The 17,923-nt window shown below is 39.7% G+C and carries 17 protein-coding genes and 1 pseudogene; 14 read left to right on the top strand and 4 right to left on the bottom strand.

What is annotated here, in order from left to right; translation table 11 throughout:
• Positions 1 to 13 precede the first annotated feature (13 nt).
• The 9 genes from prfB to CU633_RS06790 all read left to right on the top strand — a co-directional run bounded on the left by prfB (position 14) and on the right by CU633_RS06790 (position 10,647).
• A protein-coding gene (gene prfB / locus CU633_RS06830; RefSeq protein WP_101658973.1) for a peptide chain release factor 2 occupies positions 14 to 1,115 on the top strand; the annotation gives its coding sequence in 2 pieces (ribosomal slippage) (positions 14 to 85 and positions 87 to 1,115; 1,101 coding nt in all).
• Between the two features lie 584 nt (positions 1,116 to 1,699).
• The gene (locus tag CU633_RS06825) at positions 1,700 to 2,566 is read left to right on the top strand and encodes a YitT family protein (protein ID WP_101658972.1); all 867 of its coding nucleotides are present in this window, start codon (positions 1,700 to 1,702) and stop codon (positions 2,564 to 2,566) included.
• A 50-nt stretch (positions 2,567 to 2,616) separates the two neighbouring features.
• The gene (cccB, locus tag CU633_RS06820) at positions 2,617 to 2,955 is read left to right on the top strand and encodes a cytochrome c551 (protein ID WP_101658971.1); all 339 of its coding nucleotides are present in this window, start codon (positions 2,617 to 2,619) and stop codon (positions 2,953 to 2,955) included.
• Positions 2,956 to 3,438: 483 nt separating this feature from the next.
• On the top strand, positions 3,439 to 4,125 hold the full coding sequence (gene ftsE / locus CU633_RS06815; RefSeq protein ID WP_101658970.1) for a cell division ATP-binding protein FtsE: 687 nt from the start codon (positions 3,439 to 3,441) through the stop codon (positions 4,123 to 4,125).
• A complete protein-coding gene (gene ftsX / locus CU633_RS06810) occupies positions 4,115 to 5,008 on the top strand; it encodes a permease-like cell division protein FtsX (RefSeq protein WP_101658969.1) in 894 nt (297 codons plus the stop codon). Before ftsE ends, ftsX begins: the two co-directional genes overlap by 11 nt.
• A 138-nt stretch (positions 5,009 to 5,146) precedes the next feature.
• Positions 5,147 to 6,445, top strand: coding sequence for a murein hydrolase activator EnvC family protein (locus CU633_RS06805; protein ID WP_101658968.1), 1,299 nt, complete (start codon positions 5,147 to 5,149; stop codon positions 6,443 to 6,445).
• Positions 6,446 to 6,716: 271 nt separating this feature from the next.
• Complete coding sequence (locus tag CU633_RS06800) at positions 6,717 to 8,168, top strand: S41 family peptidase (protein WP_101658967.1); 1,452 nt, start codon at positions 6,717 to 6,719, stop codon at positions 8,166 to 8,168.
• A gap of 382 nt (positions 8,169 to 8,550) precedes the next feature.
• Positions 8,551 to 9,744: a PDZ domain-containing protein gene (locus tag CU633_RS06795; RefSeq protein ID WP_101658966.1), complete on the top strand. Its 1,194-nt coding sequence runs from the start codon at positions 8,551 to 8,553 to the stop codon at positions 9,742 to 9,744.
• Between the two features lie 45 nt (positions 9,745 to 9,789).
• Entirely contained in the window at positions 9,790 to 10,647 is an 858-nt protein-coding gene (locus tag CU633_RS06790) for a chemotaxis protein (protein WP_257958551.1), read from the top strand.
• 95 nt (positions 10,648 to 10,742) lie between these two features.
• On the opposite strand, the gene CU633_RS06785 is transcribed toward CU633_RS06790, so the two are convergent.
• The 4 genes and pseudogenes from CU633_RS06785 to CU633_RS06770 all read right to left on the bottom strand — a co-directional run bounded on the left by CU633_RS06785 (position 10,743) and on the right by CU633_RS06770 (position 12,680).
• Positions 10,743 to 11,168: a type II toxin-antitoxin system PemK/MazF family toxin gene (locus tag CU633_RS06785; protein WP_101658965.1), complete on the bottom strand. Its 426-nt coding sequence runs from the start codon at positions 11,166 to 11,168 to the stop codon at positions 10,743 to 10,745.
• A 2-nt stretch (positions 11,169 to 11,170) separates the two neighbouring features.
• A complete protein-coding gene (locus CU633_RS06780) occupies positions 11,171 to 11,470 on the bottom strand; it encodes an AbrB/MazE/SpoVT family DNA-binding domain-containing protein (RefSeq protein ID WP_101658964.1) in 300 nt (99 codons plus the stop codon).
• Positions 11,471 to 11,654: 184 nt separating this feature from the next.
• A pseudogene (locus CU633_RS06775) lies at positions 11,655 to 11,849 on the bottom strand (hypothetical protein); the annotation flags it as partial.
• A gap of 81 nt (positions 11,850 to 11,930) precedes the next feature.
• Entirely contained in the window at positions 11,931 to 12,680 is a 750-nt protein-coding gene (locus CU633_RS06770; RefSeq protein WP_101658963.1) for a DeoR/GlpR family DNA-binding transcription regulator, read from the bottom strand.
• Between the two features lie 171 nt (positions 12,681 to 12,851).
• On the opposite strand from CU633_RS06770, the gene CU633_RS06765 reads away from it, so the two are divergent.
• From CU633_RS06765 to CU633_RS06745, 5 genes are all read left to right on the top strand, one after another.
• Positions 12,852 to 13,556, top strand: coding sequence for a ribulose-phosphate 3-epimerase (locus CU633_RS06765; protein ID WP_101658962.1), 705 nt, complete (start codon positions 12,852 to 12,854; stop codon positions 13,554 to 13,556).
• 1 nt (position 13,557) lies between these two features.
• Positions 13,558 to 14,118 carry a 6-phospho-3-hexuloisomerase gene (gene hxlB / locus CU633_RS06760; protein WP_101658961.1) on the top strand — a complete coding sequence of 187 codons (561 nt, stop codon included), beginning with the start codon at positions 13,558 to 13,560 and terminating at the stop codon, positions 14,116 to 14,118.
• Positions 14,119 to 14,170: 52 nt separating this feature from the next.
• On the top strand, positions 14,171 to 15,343 hold the full coding sequence (locus CU633_RS06755; protein WP_101658960.1) for a mannitol-1-phosphate 5-dehydrogenase: 1,173 nt from the start codon (positions 14,171 to 14,173) through the stop codon (positions 15,341 to 15,343).
• A gap of 13 nt (positions 15,344 to 15,356) precedes the next feature.
• Positions 15,357 to 15,794, top strand: coding sequence for a PTS sugar transporter subunit IIA (locus CU633_RS06750; protein ID WP_101658959.1), 438 nt, complete (start codon positions 15,357 to 15,359; stop codon positions 15,792 to 15,794).
• Between the two features lie 124 nt (positions 15,795 to 15,918).
• Complete coding sequence (locus CU633_RS06745; protein ID WP_101658958.1) at positions 15,919 to 17,352, top strand: PTS mannitol transporter subunit IICB; 1,434 nt, start codon at positions 15,919 to 15,921, stop codon at positions 17,350 to 17,352.
• Positions 17,353 to 17,923: the final 571 nt, after the last annotated feature.

Below are 17,923 nucleotides of genomic sequence, written 5' to 3'. Positions count from 1 at the left end.
AGAGGTGACCGATATGGAATTAGCGGATATTCGCAATGAATTAGAAAAGACAGCTAAGAAATTAGCGGACTTCAGGGGGTCTCTTTGACCTTGAAAATAAAGAGGCCAGAATAGCAGAACTTGATGAGATCATGCTGCAGCCTGGTTTCTGGGATGATCAGCAAAAAGCCCAGACCATTATTAATGAAGGAAACGCATTAAAAGAGCTTGTCAATGAATTTAAAAGCCTTAATGAAACGTATGAAAACTTGGAGCTTACCTATGAGCTTGTTCGTGAAGAACCTGATGAGGAGCTTCAGAATGAGCTTGCCTCTGAAATGAAGGAGTTAAGAGACCGTTTAAACGACTTTGAGCTCCAGCTTTTACTAAGCGAGGAGTACGATAAAAACAATGCCATTCTTGAACTTCATCCGGGCGCAGGCGGAACCGAATCTCAGGACTGGGGTTCAATGCTGCTGCGCATGTATACGCGCTGGGCTGAGAAGAAAGGCTTTAAAGTCGAAACCCTTGATTATCTTCCTGGCGATGAGGCGGGGATCAAAAGTGTCACGCTTGCGATCAAAGGGCATAACGCATATGGTTATTTGAAAGCGGAAAAAGGCGTGCACCGGCTTGTCAGGATTTCTCCATTTGACTCATCGGGGCGGCGCCATACTTCGTTCGTTTCCTGTGAAGTGATGCCTGAATTCAATGACGAGATTGAAATCGATATTCGTACCGAAGATTTGAAAATCGACACTTACAGGGCGAGCGGTGCCGGCGGCCAGCATATCAATACAACCGATTCTGCCGTGCGGATTACCCATCTGCCAACCGGGGTTGTCGTTACTTGCCAAACAGAGCGTTCGCAGATCAAGAACCGCGAACAGGCGATGAAAATGCTCAAGGCAAAATTATACCAGCGCAAGATTGAAGAACAGGAACAAGAGCTTGCCGAAATCCGCGGCGAACAAAAGGAGATTGGCTGGGGAAGCCAAATCCGCTCCTACGTCTTCCATCCTTATTCAATGGTAAAAGACCACCGGACAAACACGGAAGTCGGCAATATCCAGGCCGTCATGGACGGTGAACTGGATGTATTCATAAATGCCTACTTGCGATCACGGTTAAACTAAAAGAGAAAGCCTTTGCCGGAATTCTGGCAGAGGCTTTTTTGTATTGTTCTATATAACTTGAATTTAACATTTTCCAACTATCTCTAGATAGATCGGCTTAAGAGAGCGGCTGCTGTTATGGCTGATGAAGGACAAAACTCGGTCGAGAAATAGGAAAAGAGGTCTTCATAGGGCAGATGAAGGACAAAGCTCAACCAAAAAATAGGAAAAGAGGTCTTCATAGGGCAGATGAAGGACAAAGCTCAACCAAAAAATAGGAAAAGAGGTCTTCATAGGGCAGATGAAGGACACAACTCATCTGAAAAATAGAAAAAGAGGTCTTCATAGGATTCATGAAGGCCACAACTTATAGTAAATACAAAGAAGTGAGCTATTGAATATAATCAAGAAAAAAATTAATAATTGATGGAAGAGGTCTCTATTTCTAAAATAGCAAAGCCGGTAATTCAATAATTCAAGTTATATAGATGAATGAGAATTTCCCCCTTTAAAGCGGCAATACAGCGCCATTTACACGAAATCTTCTTCGTGCTATACTCGCTTTCGGTCGAAAGAAAGTGTGAATTTAAAGGAGAACATCTGGAATGAAGCGAAAACGCACTGCATATACAAATCATCCTTTAGTAGCGAGGATACTGGAGTATTTCTATGTTTTGGCAGGCTCAGCTATTGTGGCAATCGCCTTTAATGTGTTCTTGTTGCCGAACCGGGTCGCATCGGGCGGTGTGAGCGGGATCAGCACGATTCTTGATGCTGTGTTCGGGTGGGAGCCGGCTTATGTTCAATGGGCTTTTAATATTCCGCTCTTTGTTGCCGGATTAATCCTTCTTGGCAAGCAATTTGGGGCAAAAACGCTTGCCGGTACCATTTTCCTGCCGTTTGTCGTGTTTTTATCAAACGATCTGGAACCATGGACCAACGATCCTTTGCTTGGCTCTTTGTTCGGCGGCATTGGTGCAGGACTTGGCCTCGGGATTGTATTTCGCGGAAAAGCATCAACAGGCGGAACGGATTTAGCTGCGCAAATTATCACCAAGTATACGGGCTTTTCGCTTGGAAGAAGTGTTGCCCTGATTGACGGTTTAATCGTTTTGTCGGCCGCGGCCGTATTTGATATCGAAAGAGGTTTATATGCTTTAATAGGGCTATATGTAACGAGTAAAACGATTGACTTTGTTCAAGTAGGCTTCGGTCGATCCAAGATGGCGATGATTATCACGAACAAGCAGGAAGAAGTACGTGAAGCCGTTTTGATTAAAATAGACCGGGGTGTGACAAAACTATCAGCATATGGCGGCTACACCGACCATGAGAGGCCAATCTTAATGTGTGTCGTGGATCAAACCGAGTTCACAAAATTGAAACAACTAGTAAAAAGCATTGATCCGACTGCATTTGTCATTGTTATGGATGCTGCTGAGGTATTGGGTGAGGGTTTCAAACGGGCTTGAGATTGATATAATGTAACTGTATTATGCCATTTTTATCTCGGGGGGATATTATGAAAAAGAAGTTGCTCGCTTTAATGATGGGTACTGCTCTTGTGTTAGCTGCCTGTGGAGGCGGCGATGAAGCTGCCGATGACAAAGCAACAAACGAAGGCGAAGAAACAACAGCCAGTGCCGGGGATGCTGAAAAGCTTTACAATCAAAAATGCTCACAATGTCACGGGCAAGATCTGAAAGGTGCAGCAGGTCCTGCTCTCGATAAAGTAGGAGCCAAACTATCAAAAGAAGATATTGAAACGACTATTGAGGAAGGCAAAGGAATCATGCCGCCAGGAGCGTTAAAAGGTGAAGAAGCCTCGGCTGTTGCCGAATGGCTCGCAGCAAAAAAATAAGCTAATAGAGAAGGACGTTCTGTTTATAGCAGAACGTTTTTTTATATATCTTCGCTACTGTCAAGAAAAATCCTCCTCTTTTTACCCCTTCTATTCATGGAAGTTCACAATTCCGTCAAATTTTTTGTTACATTAATGTCACACAAAAGATATATTTGTAACATTAAAAATGAGTTTTCATGAAATTTTTGTTGGATATTGCTGAAATCTACATGAAAAATTAATATCTTAATAGATTTATTAGACAACGCAGGAAAAATGTAGAACTTTCTTACTAAAATGAAATGAAAATGTAATATTTCTTTGGTTTATTTGACAATTTATGATGTTATAATAGGTTAGGCATCAAGTAAAAAGGCTTTTTGCTGTTGTTTTTGTTATGTGCCACGGATGAGAAATTTGTCGAAATCGACGAAGATTGTCAAAAGATGCAGAATGATAGAATCTTATTGGCATATACTTTAAGTTCAGGTGATGGTATAGATGATAGAAATGCAGTCAGTTTTTAAAAAATACCCTAACGGCGTAATGGCCGTTAATGGCATAGATGTATCAATCAAGCAAGGGGAATTCGTTTATGTGGTTGGCCCAAGCGGCGCCGGGAAATCTACTTTTATTAAGATGATGTACCGTGAAGAAAAACCGTCAACTGGGACGATCATGATTAATGGAGTCGACCTTGGGAAACTAAAGGCGAAAAAAGTTCCGCTATTGCGCCGAAACATAGGGGTCGTCTTTCAGGACTTTAAACTTCTTCCGACATTAAACGTCTATGAAAACGTCGCTTTTGCTTTAGAGGTTATCGAGGAACAGCCAAAACAAATAAAGAAGCGCGTTTTGGAGACGCTCGAGCTTGTCGGATTAAAACATAAAGCAAGGATGCTCCCAACCGAGCTTTCAGGTGGCGAGCAGCAGCGTGTTTCGATCGCCCGCTCGATTGTTAACGCTCCTAAATTAGTCATTGCCGATGAGCCAACCGGAAACCTTGACCCTGATACATCATGGGAAATTATGAACATATTTGAGGAAATCAACACGAGAGGGACGACCGTGGTCATGGCAACACACAATAAGGAAATTGTTAATACGATTACCCATCGTGTTATTGCAATTGAGAACGGTAAAATCGCCCGGGACGAACAGAGAGGGGAATACGGCTATGAAAGCTAGAACCCTTCGCCGTCATATAAGAGAGAGTTTTAAAAGTTTGGGGAGAAACGGCTGGATGACCTTTGCATCGGTCAGCGCCGTTACCGTCACATTGATTTTGGTTGGCGTGTTTTTCGTTATTATGATGAATCTCAATAAAGTAGCTACAACTATTGAACAGAACGTCGAAATTCGCGTGCACATCGATATCGCTGCCACTGAGCAGGATCAAGAGGTTTTAAAACAGCAGATTGAAAAAATTCCCGAGGTGAGCAGCCTTACATATTCACCGAAAGAAGAAGAGCTGGCCAATCTAGTTGAAAGCCTTGGAGAAGAGGGGCAAATATTCCAGTTGTTTGAACAGGATAACCCTTTAAACGATGTATTTATCGTAAAAACGAAAAATCCAACAGACACCATGGCTGTTGCTAAACAAATTGAAAAAATGCAATATGCTTCAAATGTTAAATATGGACAAGGCTCAGTTGAAAAGCTATTCGCCTTTATTGAAACGAGCCGTAATGTCGGACTGGTCCTAATCATTGGTTTGCTGTTCACTGCGATGTTCTTGATCTCTAACACAATCAAAATTACGATTGTGGCCAGACGAAAAGAAATCGAGATTATGAAACTGGTAGGAGCAACGAACTCCTTTATCCGTTGGCCGTTCTTTTTGGAGGGTCTGTGGCTTGGCATCATGGGCTCGATTGTGCCGATAGTGATCATTGCCGTTACTTACCGCTATGCCTATGATTATATCGAACCAAAATTAGTGAACCATTTTATTGAGCTGCTTGAATTTAATCCATTCATCTACCAAGTTGCAGGACTGCTTATTTTAATGGGAGCGATCATCGGTATTTGGGGAAGCTTAATGTCTGTACGCAAGTTTTTAAAAGTGTAGAAAGCTTTGGACCTCAAGCGGCTCTTTGAAAAAAGCTTTCTGCGCATTCAGTATATAGACGAATTAACTGGGGCCAAAGGTTTCAACGTTGTATGTGTTTAGTAGATCAACCTGGAAGTCGAAAGGAGAATTCGGATTTTGAAAAAATCATTATTAACTCTCACAGTTGTTGCAACTGTGGGAATGGGGAGTACTTTAACAGGGGCAGGTGCCAGTACAGCACTGGCAACTACAAACTTACAAGAATTAGAGAATCAGAAGAAAGCGATCCAGCAGGAACGTTCCGGCATTAATTCCGGGATCAATGATGCTAACAGTCAAATAAACGAACTGCAGGGACAGCAGGATAATGTTCAAAATGAAATTCAGCAAATTGAACTTGCGATAAGCGATACGAATAGCAAAATCGAAGAAAAAGCGGGTCAAATCGAAGCAACAAAAGTGGAAATTGAAAAGCTTCAGGGTGAGATCCAAGTATTAATGGAAAGAATCGAAAAGAGAAATCAAATGCTCAAGGACAGGGCCCGTTCATTCCAGGAAACTGGCGGCTCAGTCAGCTATATTGATGTATTAATGGGTGCGCAAAGCTTCGGTGATTTTATCGACCGTGTCGGAGCGGTATCGACAATTGTTGAAGCAGACCAGGGTATTCTTCGCCAGCATCGTGAAGACAAAGAACTTCTTGAGAAAAAGCAGGCAGAAGTCCAGCAACAACTGGCAGACCTGGAAAATATGCATGCAGACTTGGAAAATATGAAAAAGCAACTTGATTCTCAAAAAGCTGAAAAAGATAGACTGATGGCAAGCCTTGAACAGCAGGAACACGAGGCGCATGAACATAAAATGAGTCTCGAAGAACAAGAGGCTATTCTTGCCGCACAGGAAACGGCAATGGCAAAAGCAATCCAATTGGAACAACAACGCCAAGCTGAATTAGAAAGACAAAGAAAAGAACAGGAAGCTGCTGCTGCTGCCAGGGCGAAAGCTCAAGGCGGAAGTGGTGGTGCAAGTGCTGCAGCAACACCACCAGTATCAAGTGGTGCATTTACACGACCTGCCAGCGGATATGTCTCATCCGGATTTGGTCAACGTGATGGAGAGTTCCATGCCGGAGTTGATATTGCAAAAGCTGGAGATAATGTATCAATCGTTGCGGCCGCAGACGGAGTAGTTATCAGATCTGAGTTTTCTGAAAGCTATGGAAATGTTGTTTACATTGCCCATTCAATTAACGGACAAACTTTTACAACCGTGTATGCTCATATGAGGAACCGGACCGTGCAATCGGGACAGGTTGTTACTAAAGGCCAACAGCTTGGACTTATGGGTAATACCGGCCAATCATTTGGACAACACTTGCATTTTGAACTTCATAAAGGTGGATGGAACTACGCTAAATCTAATGCTGTAAATCCAGCCGCTTACGTTCCATTGTAAAAACCTCCGGAAGAAGCGTTATGCTTCTTCCTTTTCTTTTGCACCCCTACTTAACAACATGAGCTATATATTATTTCCTATTCCCCGTAATGAAAAGTTAAAACTTGTAATCTTCAAGAAAGAAATGTATTTCAGCGTATCTGTATTTATATTGTTCATAACTCGTCCCACTGTACATATATTGATATAGACAGGGATGTTGATGTGAATCTCTACTAGAACAGAGTATTCACGGGAAACCCCGCTCATTGCTGAAGAAAGAGGGGAAGCTATGAACAATAAATGGATCGCACTTTTAATGGCCGGTTCGCTGTTTCTTGGTTCTGCGGGAACCTATGCTGTAGTCAACTGGCAAAGCACGCCGCAAGAAATAACTAACGAGGCCCATCAATCTTCGACAAGTTCACAGGCAAAAGAAAGTACAAGTTTTGGTGAACTGGAAAAAGTAAATCAGGCCTATCACTTGATTTTAAATCGCTATGTGGAAAAGGTAGAGGAAAAGCAGCTGGTCGAAGGGGCCATACAGGGAATGCTGTCCACTCTTGAAGATCCATACTCTGTGTATATGGACAAAGAAACGTCCAGCCAGTTTAATCAAACTTTAGAATCAAGCTTTGAAGGAATTGGTGCCGAAGTCGGTATCGTAGACGGTAAAATTGTGATTGTTGCGCCGTTTAAAAATTCTCCTGCGGAAAAAGCGGGAGTGAAGCCGAATGACGAAATTTTAAAAGTGGACGGAGAAAGTGTCAAAGGACTGGACCTTTTTGAGGCGACCTCCAAGATCCGCGGTGAAAAGGGCACAAAGGTCGAACTGGAAATCGCGAGGCAAGGGTTGAAGGATCCATTGAAACTCGAGATTGAACGTGATGAAATACCGCAGATTACCGTTTATGCTGACATGAAAAATAAGAATCGCAAACAGATTGGCTACATTGAACTGACCTCTTTTTCGAAAAACACAGCAGCAGAATTTCAAAAGGAATTGAACTCGATGGAGGAAAAAGGCATCGACGGGTTGGTTATTGATGTGCGCGGCAACCCGGGGGGCCTATTAACAAGTGTTGACGAAATTTTAAAGCAGCTTGTTACAGATGAGAAGCCTTACGTGCAAATAGAGCAACGGAACGGTGAAAAAGACCGTTACTTTTCTAATCTGGAAAAGAAAAAGGATTACCCAATTGCGGTGTTAATCGATAAAGGAAGCGCGTCTGCCTCAGAAATTCTGGCAGGTGCTTTAAAAGAAGCGGGTGGATATCCGCTGATCGGTGAAACGACTTTTGGCAAAGGAACGGTCCAGCAGCCCGTGACGATGGCAGACGGCAGCATGATTAAATTAACGCTATTCAAATGGCTCACTCCGGACGGCAACTGGATTCATAATAAAGGGATTGAACCGACAATCAAGGTCAGCCAGTCGGAAATATTCCAGACACATCCGCTCAAGCTGGAAGAACCACTGGAAAAAGACATGAACAATGAACAGGTTAAAAATATCCAGCAAATTCTTGACGGGCTGGGCTTTGCTCCCGGCCGGACAGACGGTTATTTTAATGTCGGTACAGTTACGGCAGTAAAAGCATTCCAGCAGCAGCAGAAAATCAAGCCAACGGGTGTCATCGACCAGGAAACGGCTTCGGCACTTGAAGCAGCTGTCATCGAAGAAATAAAGAAAGAAGAAAATGATCTTCAGCTTCAAACTGCTTTGCGCCATCTTGCGAAATAATGAAAAAAGAAGCTTTTTTGATAGAATAACGTTTGAAAAGGCCTTTCGCCATACGGAAAGGCCTTTTTGGCTGCTTATTAGTAGAATCTTCGGGTGATTTATCCATGCAAATGGGGAGTTGCAGAGATCGGAAAAATTTTTATCCGCGATTTTAGTTAATATATCCGCGCAAAGGAACCGCATATCCGCGAAAATACTGATGTCCGGGAAACACCACTTTTATCCGCGGTTAAAGAAATGTGTTTTTAAGAGATTCATAAATTTATGCCGTTTGCAAAAACTAGCAATAGGTTTTAAGGTCCTGGTTTGGTAAAATAGGCTTTAATAGAATGTTTTTTATACATACACCTAAAAAGGATTAACATAGAGGCTGGTGACTAAGTTGGCACAAGCGTGGCTGATTGAATTATTAAAAGGAACAGGCAAATTATTGCTCAATCCTGTGTTTTACTATCTTTTCCTATTGGCTGCTATATTGGGAGTTTCGCGCGTGAAACGGGAACGGAAGAACTTTCACGTCCGCGTAGAGAATGCATATTTTGAATTGCGGCAGCTTTTGCCGATAGGCGCCGTCATTGGATTAGTCATCTCTATTATTTCATTGGCAGCCGGGCTCGTTATTCCGTTTGAAGCCGTCCTGTTAATCGCATGTGCTACACTACTCGCGAGTATCACAACAAAAGTACGGCTGCTTTCACCTGCTTATACAGTTGGTGCGGCATTTTTCGCTTTAATATTGGCGGTCAATCAAAATTGGTCAATCCCATACTTTCCGGACCTGTTTGCTTCACTGGGAGAAGACATTTATCCTTCAATTGCCGTACTACTATCGCTTTTAATCATTGGAGAAGGCGTCCTTATTTTAAAAAATGGCCAGAAGGGAACCTCGCCGAAGCTTATAAAAAGCAAGCGTGGATTGTCAGTTGGTGTTCACGAAGTAAAAAGAGTGTGGATGCTGCCTGTGTTTCTTGTGATTCCCGGCAATGCTATTTCAGCTCCATTTGAGTGGTGGCCGATTTTCACAGTGGGAGGCGAGGAGTTTTCGTTTATCCTTGTCCCGTTTGCGGTCGGATTTTACCAGCAAATCCAAGGTATGCTTCCAAAAGAAGCACTCCGGCAGCTGGGAAAAAGGGTCATTGTATTCGGAGTAATTACAGTCATCCTTGCAGCAGCCGGTTATTGGTGGCCTATCATTTCGATAGCTGTTGTTGCATTTGCCATGCTCGGCCGGGAATTGCTTGCCTTAAGGGATCGCCTTTCAGACGAGAACAAGCCATTCTACTTTTCAAAGCGGAACAATGGCCTGATGATTCTAGGGATTATTCTCGATTCACCCGCACATAAAATGGCCTTGCAGGTAGGCGAGCTGATAACGAAAGTTAATGGAATTCAAGTCAATGATGAAAAGGCCTTCTACGAAGCAGTCCAGCGGAACCGTGCCCACTGCAAGCTTGAAATTCTTGATGTGAATGGGGAGATTCGTTTCGTTCAGTGTGCCCTGTATGAAGGCGACCATCACGAGCTCGGGATTCTGTTTGTGCAGGAGGAGAAGAAGTGGGGTACTGAGGCCATGTAACCTGGAAGTTAACATGGTGATCTATCTTAATTAAGGAGTGAGATTGTGTACAAAAAGCTGGCTGTAGCGATCATTCACGGGATGGGTAATACGACACAAGAATTTGCAGGCGAAATGATATCAATGCTCAACCAAAAATTCGATAAACGACTGCATCAGCTAGTTAGTGATTCCTCCTCCTATCTGATCATTCAACCTGTCCACTGGGCAAAGGTTTTTGCCGACCGAGAAGAAAAACTGATGAAAGATATCGTTATGGAAAGCGAGTTGAATTTTCAAACCCTGCGGCGTTTTATCATTCATTATTTAGGAGATGCAATTGCCTATCAGCCGGTAGAAACAGCAAAGCATAATTATCAACGAGTCCATGATGAAATAGGCGTCAATCTCAATAGACTGTCACAGATAGCCGGAAACGATGCGCCTCTATGCATCATCTCGCATAGCCTGGGATCAGTGATCGCAAGCAATTACTTTTACGACTTGCAGTTTAAAGAACAGGACGTTACCTCGGTTGTGAACGGTGCCTCACCTTTGGAAAAAGGGGATACGTTAACCCTCTTTTACACGCTTGGGACTTCGATGCCTCTTTGGAGTTTACGATACCATAATTTTGACAGGCCGGTTCATATTCCATCTCCAAAGCTTGAAGAATATTACCCTGGTTTGAACGGTGAATGGATCAACTTTTATGATAAAGATGATATTTTAGGGTATCCATTAAAAAAAGTCAGTGAAAACTATAATAAAATGGTAAACGAAGATAGGGAAGTCAATGTCGGAAATGCGTTCATCAGCTGGAATCCCCTATCCCACTTTCATTATCTTACGGATCAAGATGTTATTGAACCCATTGTCGATGGTTTGGTACGCGCTTGGAAACAGATTAATCATCAAAACTAAAACTGAAACCGATTCCTAAAAAAAAAAGCCGTACTTCAATGTAAGACTATGTTGTAACCCGTACTAGAATACTCAACAATTTCTTGAGTTTTCTTCTAATCATCGATTCCCTCGCCATCTTCAGGGTATGCTATGAGTGCCATTACATTGTCCACGATTTCCTCGAAGAATTCGGATTCCGGGTCAACCTTACCGATTACAACTGCATTTCGTCTTTCAAGATCGATTGACCTAACATTGTTGATTAGGACTACACCTTCTAATTCTTCAAAATGGAGATTTTCAAACGGCAGTAACTTTGAATCAGGTGTTTTGATTCCTGATGGAACTTCGATTTCAAAGGTATGGCCCATCACTTGTGTTATAACCGGAACAGTCAACGCCATTTTGTTTAGAGAAGGATCAATGAATCCATCTGATATTACGATTGAGGCTCGATAGCCATTTTGTTCATGGCCTCTTGTAGGGTGAAGATTACACCACACAATTGAGCCTCGTTCTACAACCCCTGTAATTGCCATTATTAAATTTCATCCCCCATAGAGTCGTTAATCAATTCGCCTTGCGACATTTCTGGTTTGTTTTTGCCGCGTTTAGACAGATAGAGCTGACGTAGCTCCTTGTTAGTTTTGCGCTTACGCTTTTTCGCCGGCTTTAAGAAGATACCTTGCTCTGGAATGAGTTGAATTTCCACTTTTGAGCCTAACCCTAAATCAACGGTTTCCAAAAAATCTTGCGGAATGCGGACACCCATACTATTACCCCATTTACCAACGGTAGTTGTTGCCACATAAACCAGCCCTTTCTTTTTATTTTGACTCAAGTATACCACAACCTTTCAGGTTTGTATATCCAAAGTATATCCATGTTGTAAGGAAAAGTTGCAAAAAAAAGATAAATTCCTCCGACACATTTTTTTTATGAACATTAAATAAGATCTAATTTGCGGCTGCTAATTCCATGAGATTAATGAATATAGGGCAAAATTAAAAAATTGTTTTTACAAAAACAAATCGGTCTCTATTGAACCAGGACGGATTATTTGGATTATGATTCATATGCTTTGTCCATAATACATATGCCATGGGGGCAGCCCCCATGGGTAAACCTGGATGTCCCGAGTTGGCCATTTCAATCGCGTCTATTGATAATGTGCGAATTGTGCTAATGGCGAGTTCGTCAATTTCATTAAAATTATTCATTTCTATCTCCTTTTCGTAATGATTATTTTGTATTAAGAATCTAAATTTATAAAAGTTTTTTATTCTAACGACTTAATATTTCTAATCTACGACAATTATTCCTTGATTGTCATACAGGGTTTTAATATCTGGATTTACTTGTTCGGTTATTAAATAGGTTAAATTATTTGTTGGGCAAACAATGTGATTAGAAATAGTATCTAGTTTATCAGATGTCACCATTCCTAAAATTTCCGTAGAAATAGAAGCCATTTTTCGTTTTACTAAAGCCTCTGATAAGCTGGGAACACTTATTCCTGTATGAGGATCGATTTTATAAATACCCATAATATATAGGTCGGCTCTCATTGTATTTAAAGTTTCAACAGTATCGATCCCCAAATTAACCAATGATTGCTTAAATAAAGTCCCCCCGATCATAATAACTTCAATATCCCTATGATCAGTAAGTGCCATGGCAATAGGAGGGCTGTTTGTTATTACGGTTCCTTTTAAAGATAAAGGCAGTTGATTTACTAAATGTAAATTAGTTGTTCCTCCATCTATCAGTAAGACCATTTCATCTTTTATAAAATCCAATGCTTTTTTTGCTAAATTAATTTTAATTTCATTAGAAATACTCTGCCTTGTTGAAAAATCTACAACAGGGGGCCCTTTTCTCAATGCGCCGCTATGTACTCTTTTGATAAGACCTTGATTGTCCAGTTCTTTTAAATCTCTTCGGATGGTATCTTCTGAAACAGATAAGCGTTTGCTTAAGTCGCTCGCAATCACTTTATGCTCATCATTTAAAATCTGCAAAATTATTTGTTGGCGTTCTTCTTTAAGCATAGGCGTTTTACTCCTCTAATGATTTCTTTAAGTCTATCATATTTTTTTTAGTTCATAAAGTTAAAACGTGCAAGAATATTGTATAAAAACGCAAAAACATGCTTTACTCTAAATTGATAACGCTTTATAATGAAGAAAGAAGCAAATAAACGCAAAAAAGGAGGCACAAACATGCAAGGTAAGAAGATCACAATTGCACCTTCGATTATGTGTGCAGATTTATGTAACCTTGAAAAAAGCGTAAAAGAGATTGAAAATGAAGGACTGGATACTTTACATGTAGATATCATTGATGGAGCTTTTAGCCCAAGCATGCCGTTGGGGATTGACACCATTAAGCAATTGCGAAAGATTACGGATATGAACTTTGATGTCCACATTATGGCGAATAACAATGAGTTTTTTATACAAGAGCTGATCCGAATTGGTGTTCAACAAATATCATTCCATATTGAAACAAGTACACATATTGATCGCTATATTCAACTAATTAGGAAAAATGATATCAAAGTCGGAATCGCGCTTAATCCTGCAACCCCTTTATCCGTATTAGATTATGTATTACCTCAATGTGATACGATTTTGTTAATGTTAATAAACCCTGGTTTTGCAACTGACAAAAACGAAAAACAAGTGTCTTATGCAACGAAAAAAGTAGAAGATCTGTCTCGATTGATAAAAGAAAAGGGATTAGATACAAGTATTGAAGTCGATGGCCGAGTATCTTTAGATACCATAACAGGGTTGGTAAGAGCTGGTGCTGACATATTGGTTGCGGGCAGTACAAGTTTATTTATTTCTAATAATAGTTTGGCAGAAAATAAAAAATCCCTAGAAACCTGTATCCTTCAGGGTTTGCGTGAGGAGAGGGAATAAAATGGTTAATTACTATGGTGTTTCAAAGGAAATTACCAATGAATTATCGGCAACTATAAGTAGCATTGAAAGCAATGATGTAGATAAATTGTTAGTTGAAATACAAAAGGCCGAGAAAGTATTCTTCGTAGGTGTTGGAAGGGTCTTATTATCATTAAAAGCAATAGCCAAAAGATTAGCGCATCTTGGTATTAAGACCTATGTTGTTGGTCAAATCACGGAACCGGCCATTACCGAGAAAGATTTGCTGATAGTAGGTTCTGGGAGTGGAGAAACGGCTTTCCCGTTAATTATTGCAAAAAAGGCAAAACAATTTAATGCCACAGTTGCCCATATTGGTGCAAATCCTGAAAGTTCAATGAGGGAGTATTCGGATTTATTTATTAAAATTCCTGTGAGCACAAAATTACAATTACCTGGTGAAATTCAATCTGTGCAACCAATGACAAGTTTATTTGAACAAAGTTTATTATTACTGGGTGACACTTTAGCATTAATGATGGTTAAAGAGCAAAATATCGAAATGCATTCTCTTTGGAAATATCATGCAAACCTGGAATAGCTAATATATCTCTCAAGGCCATTGATAAAGCGTTAGCAAAGGAGGTTACAAAATGAAAGCACTGCATTTTGGTGCCGGGAATATCGGAAAAGGTTTTATCGGATATTTGCTAAGCAAAACTGGCTATCAAGTTTGCTTTGTCGACGTGAATCCCCATATGGTTGAAAGTATTAACAACAATAATAGTTATTTAGTTGAATTATTAGATGAAGATCATACAGTGGAAACAATATCTCCTGTTTATGCAATAAATAGTATGACACAAGAAGAAAAAGTTATGGATGCAATTGTTAATGCCGACCTGATCACCACGTCTGTTGGAGCTAATAACTTATCCAGAATTGCCACTATTATCTCAAAAGGTCTTCTGAAAAGAGTAAATATAAATAAAAAAAAGATCGACATTATTGCAAATGAAAATTCGCTTAATGCTTCTTCTACTTTAAAAAAAGAAATTGAACGACATGTTTCCGATAGCGAAATGGACATGATAAGTTCTCTTGTTGGGTTTCCTAATTCCGCCATTGACCGCCTTGCTTTATCAAAAGAAAGTGAAGAAGGTGAGATTGCACTTGTTGAGCCTTTTTACGAGTGGATAATCAACAAAGCAGAGATGGTCAACCTGGAATTACCTTTGATTAAAGATGCTATATATGTTGAAGATTTAAAGCCATATATTGAAAGAAAGTTGTATATCGTAAATATGGGACATGCGACAACAGCATATATTGCATTTTTAGCTGGAGAATCAACTATTCAAAGTGCGCTGGCAAAGCCAATAATTGAAGATTTTTTAAGGGCGACACTTAATGAAGCCTCCCGGTATATTATTCAGACATATAATGTTGACTCTGAAGACATGAGGGCCTTTGTTGAAAAAACATTAAAACGCTTTAAAAATAAAAATATCAGTGACGATATTTTACGAGTAGGGAGGTCCCCAATTAGAAAGCTAGGCTATAATGAACGATTAATTAAACCAACTAGAGAACTTTATGAATTAGGGCTGCCGATAGAAAATTTAACAATTGCTGTTGCTGCTGCATTTTTATTTAATAATCCTGATGATGAAGAGTCTGTCACCTTACAAAAATACATTAGTGAAAAGGGAATAGAACAAGCAATTTCACATTTTACACAGATTGGTAATACAACAATCAAAGAAAAGATTAAAGAAAATTATTATAGATTAAAAAATGATAATACATTGATCGGTTTGAGTTGAAAGGGGGGGTAAAATGTTAAGTGAGTATTTGATGGGCAATGTAAGTTTTTTAGATGCAGTTACTTCCTGGGAGGAAGCTATAAAAGTAGCGGCTGATCCTTTACTAAGAAAAGGATCTATTACTCCTAAGTATATCCAAGACATGATTGATAATGTCAATATCAATGGTCCATATATTGTAATTGTCCCAGGAATAGCGATGCCTCATGCAAAAAATGAAGGCGGAGTAATAAAAACTGGTATATCTTTCTTGAAGCTGAAAAAGCCGGTACGTTTTCCTGAAGGTAAAGAGGTAAATATCCTTTTCGTTTTAGCTGCTGAGGACACTTCTGGTCATTTAGAGTTGATAGCCGATTTGTCTTCGTTACTGATTGACGAAGAGGTTATGAGTAAATTTAAAATTTCTAACAGTGAGGAGGAAGTAATAAGGTTAATTAAGATGGTTGAATAACTGGTTCCACATTCGGTGAATTGTTGCTTGCCGAATGTGGGAGACAACTTTTTGAAATTGTACTTACATTTTCACTATTTGCGTTTAAAGAATACTGAATATTTTAAAAAAAGGATGGTATGATATGGCGAATGTAGCGAACATAGCTGAAATTAAAACCCCATCAACTCGTGCTCGAGTTCAGGCCTTTGGGGGCTTTCTAACCAATATGGTTTTGCCAAATATAGGAGCTTTTATTGCTTGGGGGATACTCACGGCTTTGTTTATCCCCACCGGTTGGATTCCTAATGAAAATCTTGCGGAAATAGTTGGGCCAGCAATAACATACTTGTTACCTTTGCTTTTAGCAATTACAGGGGGAAGAATGGTTGCGGGTCAAAGAGGAGCTGTAATGGGCGCTATTGGAGCTATTGGGCTAATAGTTGGATCAGAGATACCAATGTTCCTGGGGGCAATGATTATTGGGCCTTTAGGAGGTTGGGTCATTAAGAAATTTGATAAATCAATAGAAAATAAAATTCCTGCGGGATTTGAAATGGTCGTTAATAACTTTTCTATTGGTATATTGGGATTCCTATTAATGATTTTATCCTTCTATTTTATAGGGCCGGTTATTGAATCAGCAAATAACTTTGTAACATCAGCAATTAAAGCACTAGTTGCTACGGGTTTCTTGCCATTGCTTTCTCTTATCAATGAGCCTGCTAAGGTTTTATTTCTAAATAACGTAATCGATCAAGGTATTTATTATCCTTTAGGTATGCAAGAAACACTTGAAGCAGGAAAATCAATTTACTTTACAGTAGCTTCTAACCCAGGGCCTGGACTTGGTTTGTTACTGGCTTTTACCTTTTTCGGTAAAAAAGTTGCTAAACGTACTGCACCTGGGGCAATAATCATACACTTTTTCGGTGGTATTCATGAACTGTATTTCCCGTACGTACTAATGAAACCACTTACAATTTTAGCGATGATTGCTGGAGGAATGTCAGGTATTACGGTTTTCAACCTATTTAATGCTGGTCTTGTGGCTGGACCTAGTCCTGGTTCAATATTTGCCTATCTCGCGTTGACACCAAAAGGCAATTTCTTAGGAATCATATCAGGTGTACTTGTTGCTACCGCAGTCTCCTTCATTATTACAGCTATTATTTTGAAGTTGGATAAAAAAGCAGACGAGGAAGAAGATTTTACTACTTCGGTAGAAAGATCAAAATCCATGAAATCCGAAGGTAAACAAATACTAAATTCCTCAAATAATCACTTAAACACGAATAAAATTAGTAAAATTTCATTTGCTTGCGATGCAGGCGCAGGAAGTAGTGCATTAGGTGCCACAACATTTAGAAAAAGGTTACAAAAGAAAAATATAAGTGGTATCGAAGTGAAACATTATAGAATAGAGGATGTTCCTCAGGATTCAGACATAATTGTAGTCCATAAAGATCTATTAGAAAGAGCAAGAATAACTCATAAGGATAAGAAGATCGTTACTATAGAAAACTATATTGATGATCCAAATCTTGCTCAAGTAATCGAAGAATTAGAAGGTAAATAATTATTATTTTTCGCAGCTTTAAATTCGGGAGTATAAATAATTTTGTGTAATTAGTTTTTAGGCAGATAAGATGTATTATGCGACAAAAGGAATCCCTTCCCATGTAAACACAATATTGTATGAAGCCACTGGACTGGCCGCGAAGATTGGGAATGATACAATTGATGAAAATCATCTATAGGATGCATTTAACATGATTGATATTTCTACCAGACCTTTTGTCACTAACCCTTTTACAGTGAAGAGTTTCAACTTAATTGAAGCATTTGAGATAGAAGAAATAAAAGATCAAAATCAAAAAATTATTTAAACACCGTTGCTGAGGCGATGGTGGTTTTTTTTACCAAAACCCTTTTTAATATGAAAAAAGAAATATTTAAGAATTACTATTTGAGGGGCTTTTGTTATTTCTATAAAATGATTATAGTATCTTTAGTGATTTGGGTAAAGGTCAGGTCTATAGTCACTTGTTTTCTGAAAAATGGTGTATTTAAATAAGCATTGACTGTTCTTCGCAAAAGCTCTAATCGCGGGGATTATACCAATTTTCTTTAAGCATCGGGGAGCATCG

This window comes from Bacillus sp. V3-13, from assembly GCF_002860165.1.
In the GTDB taxonomy this organism is placed as follows: Bacteria; Bacillota; Bacilli; order Bacillales; family Cytobacillaceae; genus Bacillus_BJ.
Note: the sequence above shows the minus strand (reverse complement) of the source record. Positions and strands in the feature narration are given on the sequence as shown.

Bases quoted from the DNA above. Each gene is read 5' to 3' on its own strand.
- CU633_RS06825 (WP_101658972.1), top strand. From the start codon at position 1,700: ATGAAGCGAAAACGCACTGCATATACAAATCATCCTTTAGTAGCGAGG.
- cccB (WP_101658971.1), top strand. From the start codon at position 2,617: ATGAAAAAGAAGTTGCTCGCTTTAATGATGGGTACTGCTCTTGTGTTA.
- ftsE (WP_101658970.1), top strand. From the start codon at position 3,439: ATGATAGAAATGCAGTCAGTTTTTAAAAAATACCCTAACGGCGTAATG.
- ftsX (WP_101658969.1), top strand. From the start codon at position 4,115: ATGAAAGCTAGAACCCTTCGCCGTCATATAAGAGAGAGTTTTAAAAGT.
- CU633_RS06800 (WP_101658967.1), top strand. From the start codon at position 6,717: ATGAACAATAAATGGATCGCACTTTTAATGGCCGGTTCGCTGTTTCTT.
- CU633_RS06785 (WP_101658965.1), bottom strand. From the start codon at position 11,168: ATGGCAATTACAGGGGTTGTAGAACGAGGCTCAATTGTGTGGTGTAAT.
- CU633_RS06770 (WP_101658963.1), bottom strand. From the start codon at position 12,680: ATGCTTAAAGAAGAACGCCAACAAATAATTTTGCAGATTTTAAATGAT.
- CU633_RS06765 (WP_101658962.1), top strand. From the start codon at position 12,852: ATGCAAGGTAAGAAGATCACAATTGCACCTTCGATTATGTGTGCAGAT.
- hxlB (WP_101658961.1), top strand. From the start codon at position 13,558: ATGGTTAATTACTATGGTGTTTCAAAGGAAATTACCAATGAATTATCG.
- CU633_RS06755 (WP_101658960.1), top strand. From the start codon at position 14,171: ATGAAAGCACTGCATTTTGGTGCCGGGAATATCGGAAAAGGTTTTATC.
- CU633_RS06750 (WP_101658959.1), top strand. From the start codon at position 15,357: ATGTTAAGTGAGTATTTGATGGGCAATGTAAGTTTTTTAGATGCAGTT.
- CU633_RS06745 (WP_101658958.1), top strand. From the start codon at position 15,919: ATGGCGAATGTAGCGAACATAGCTGAAATTAAAACCCCATCAACTCGT.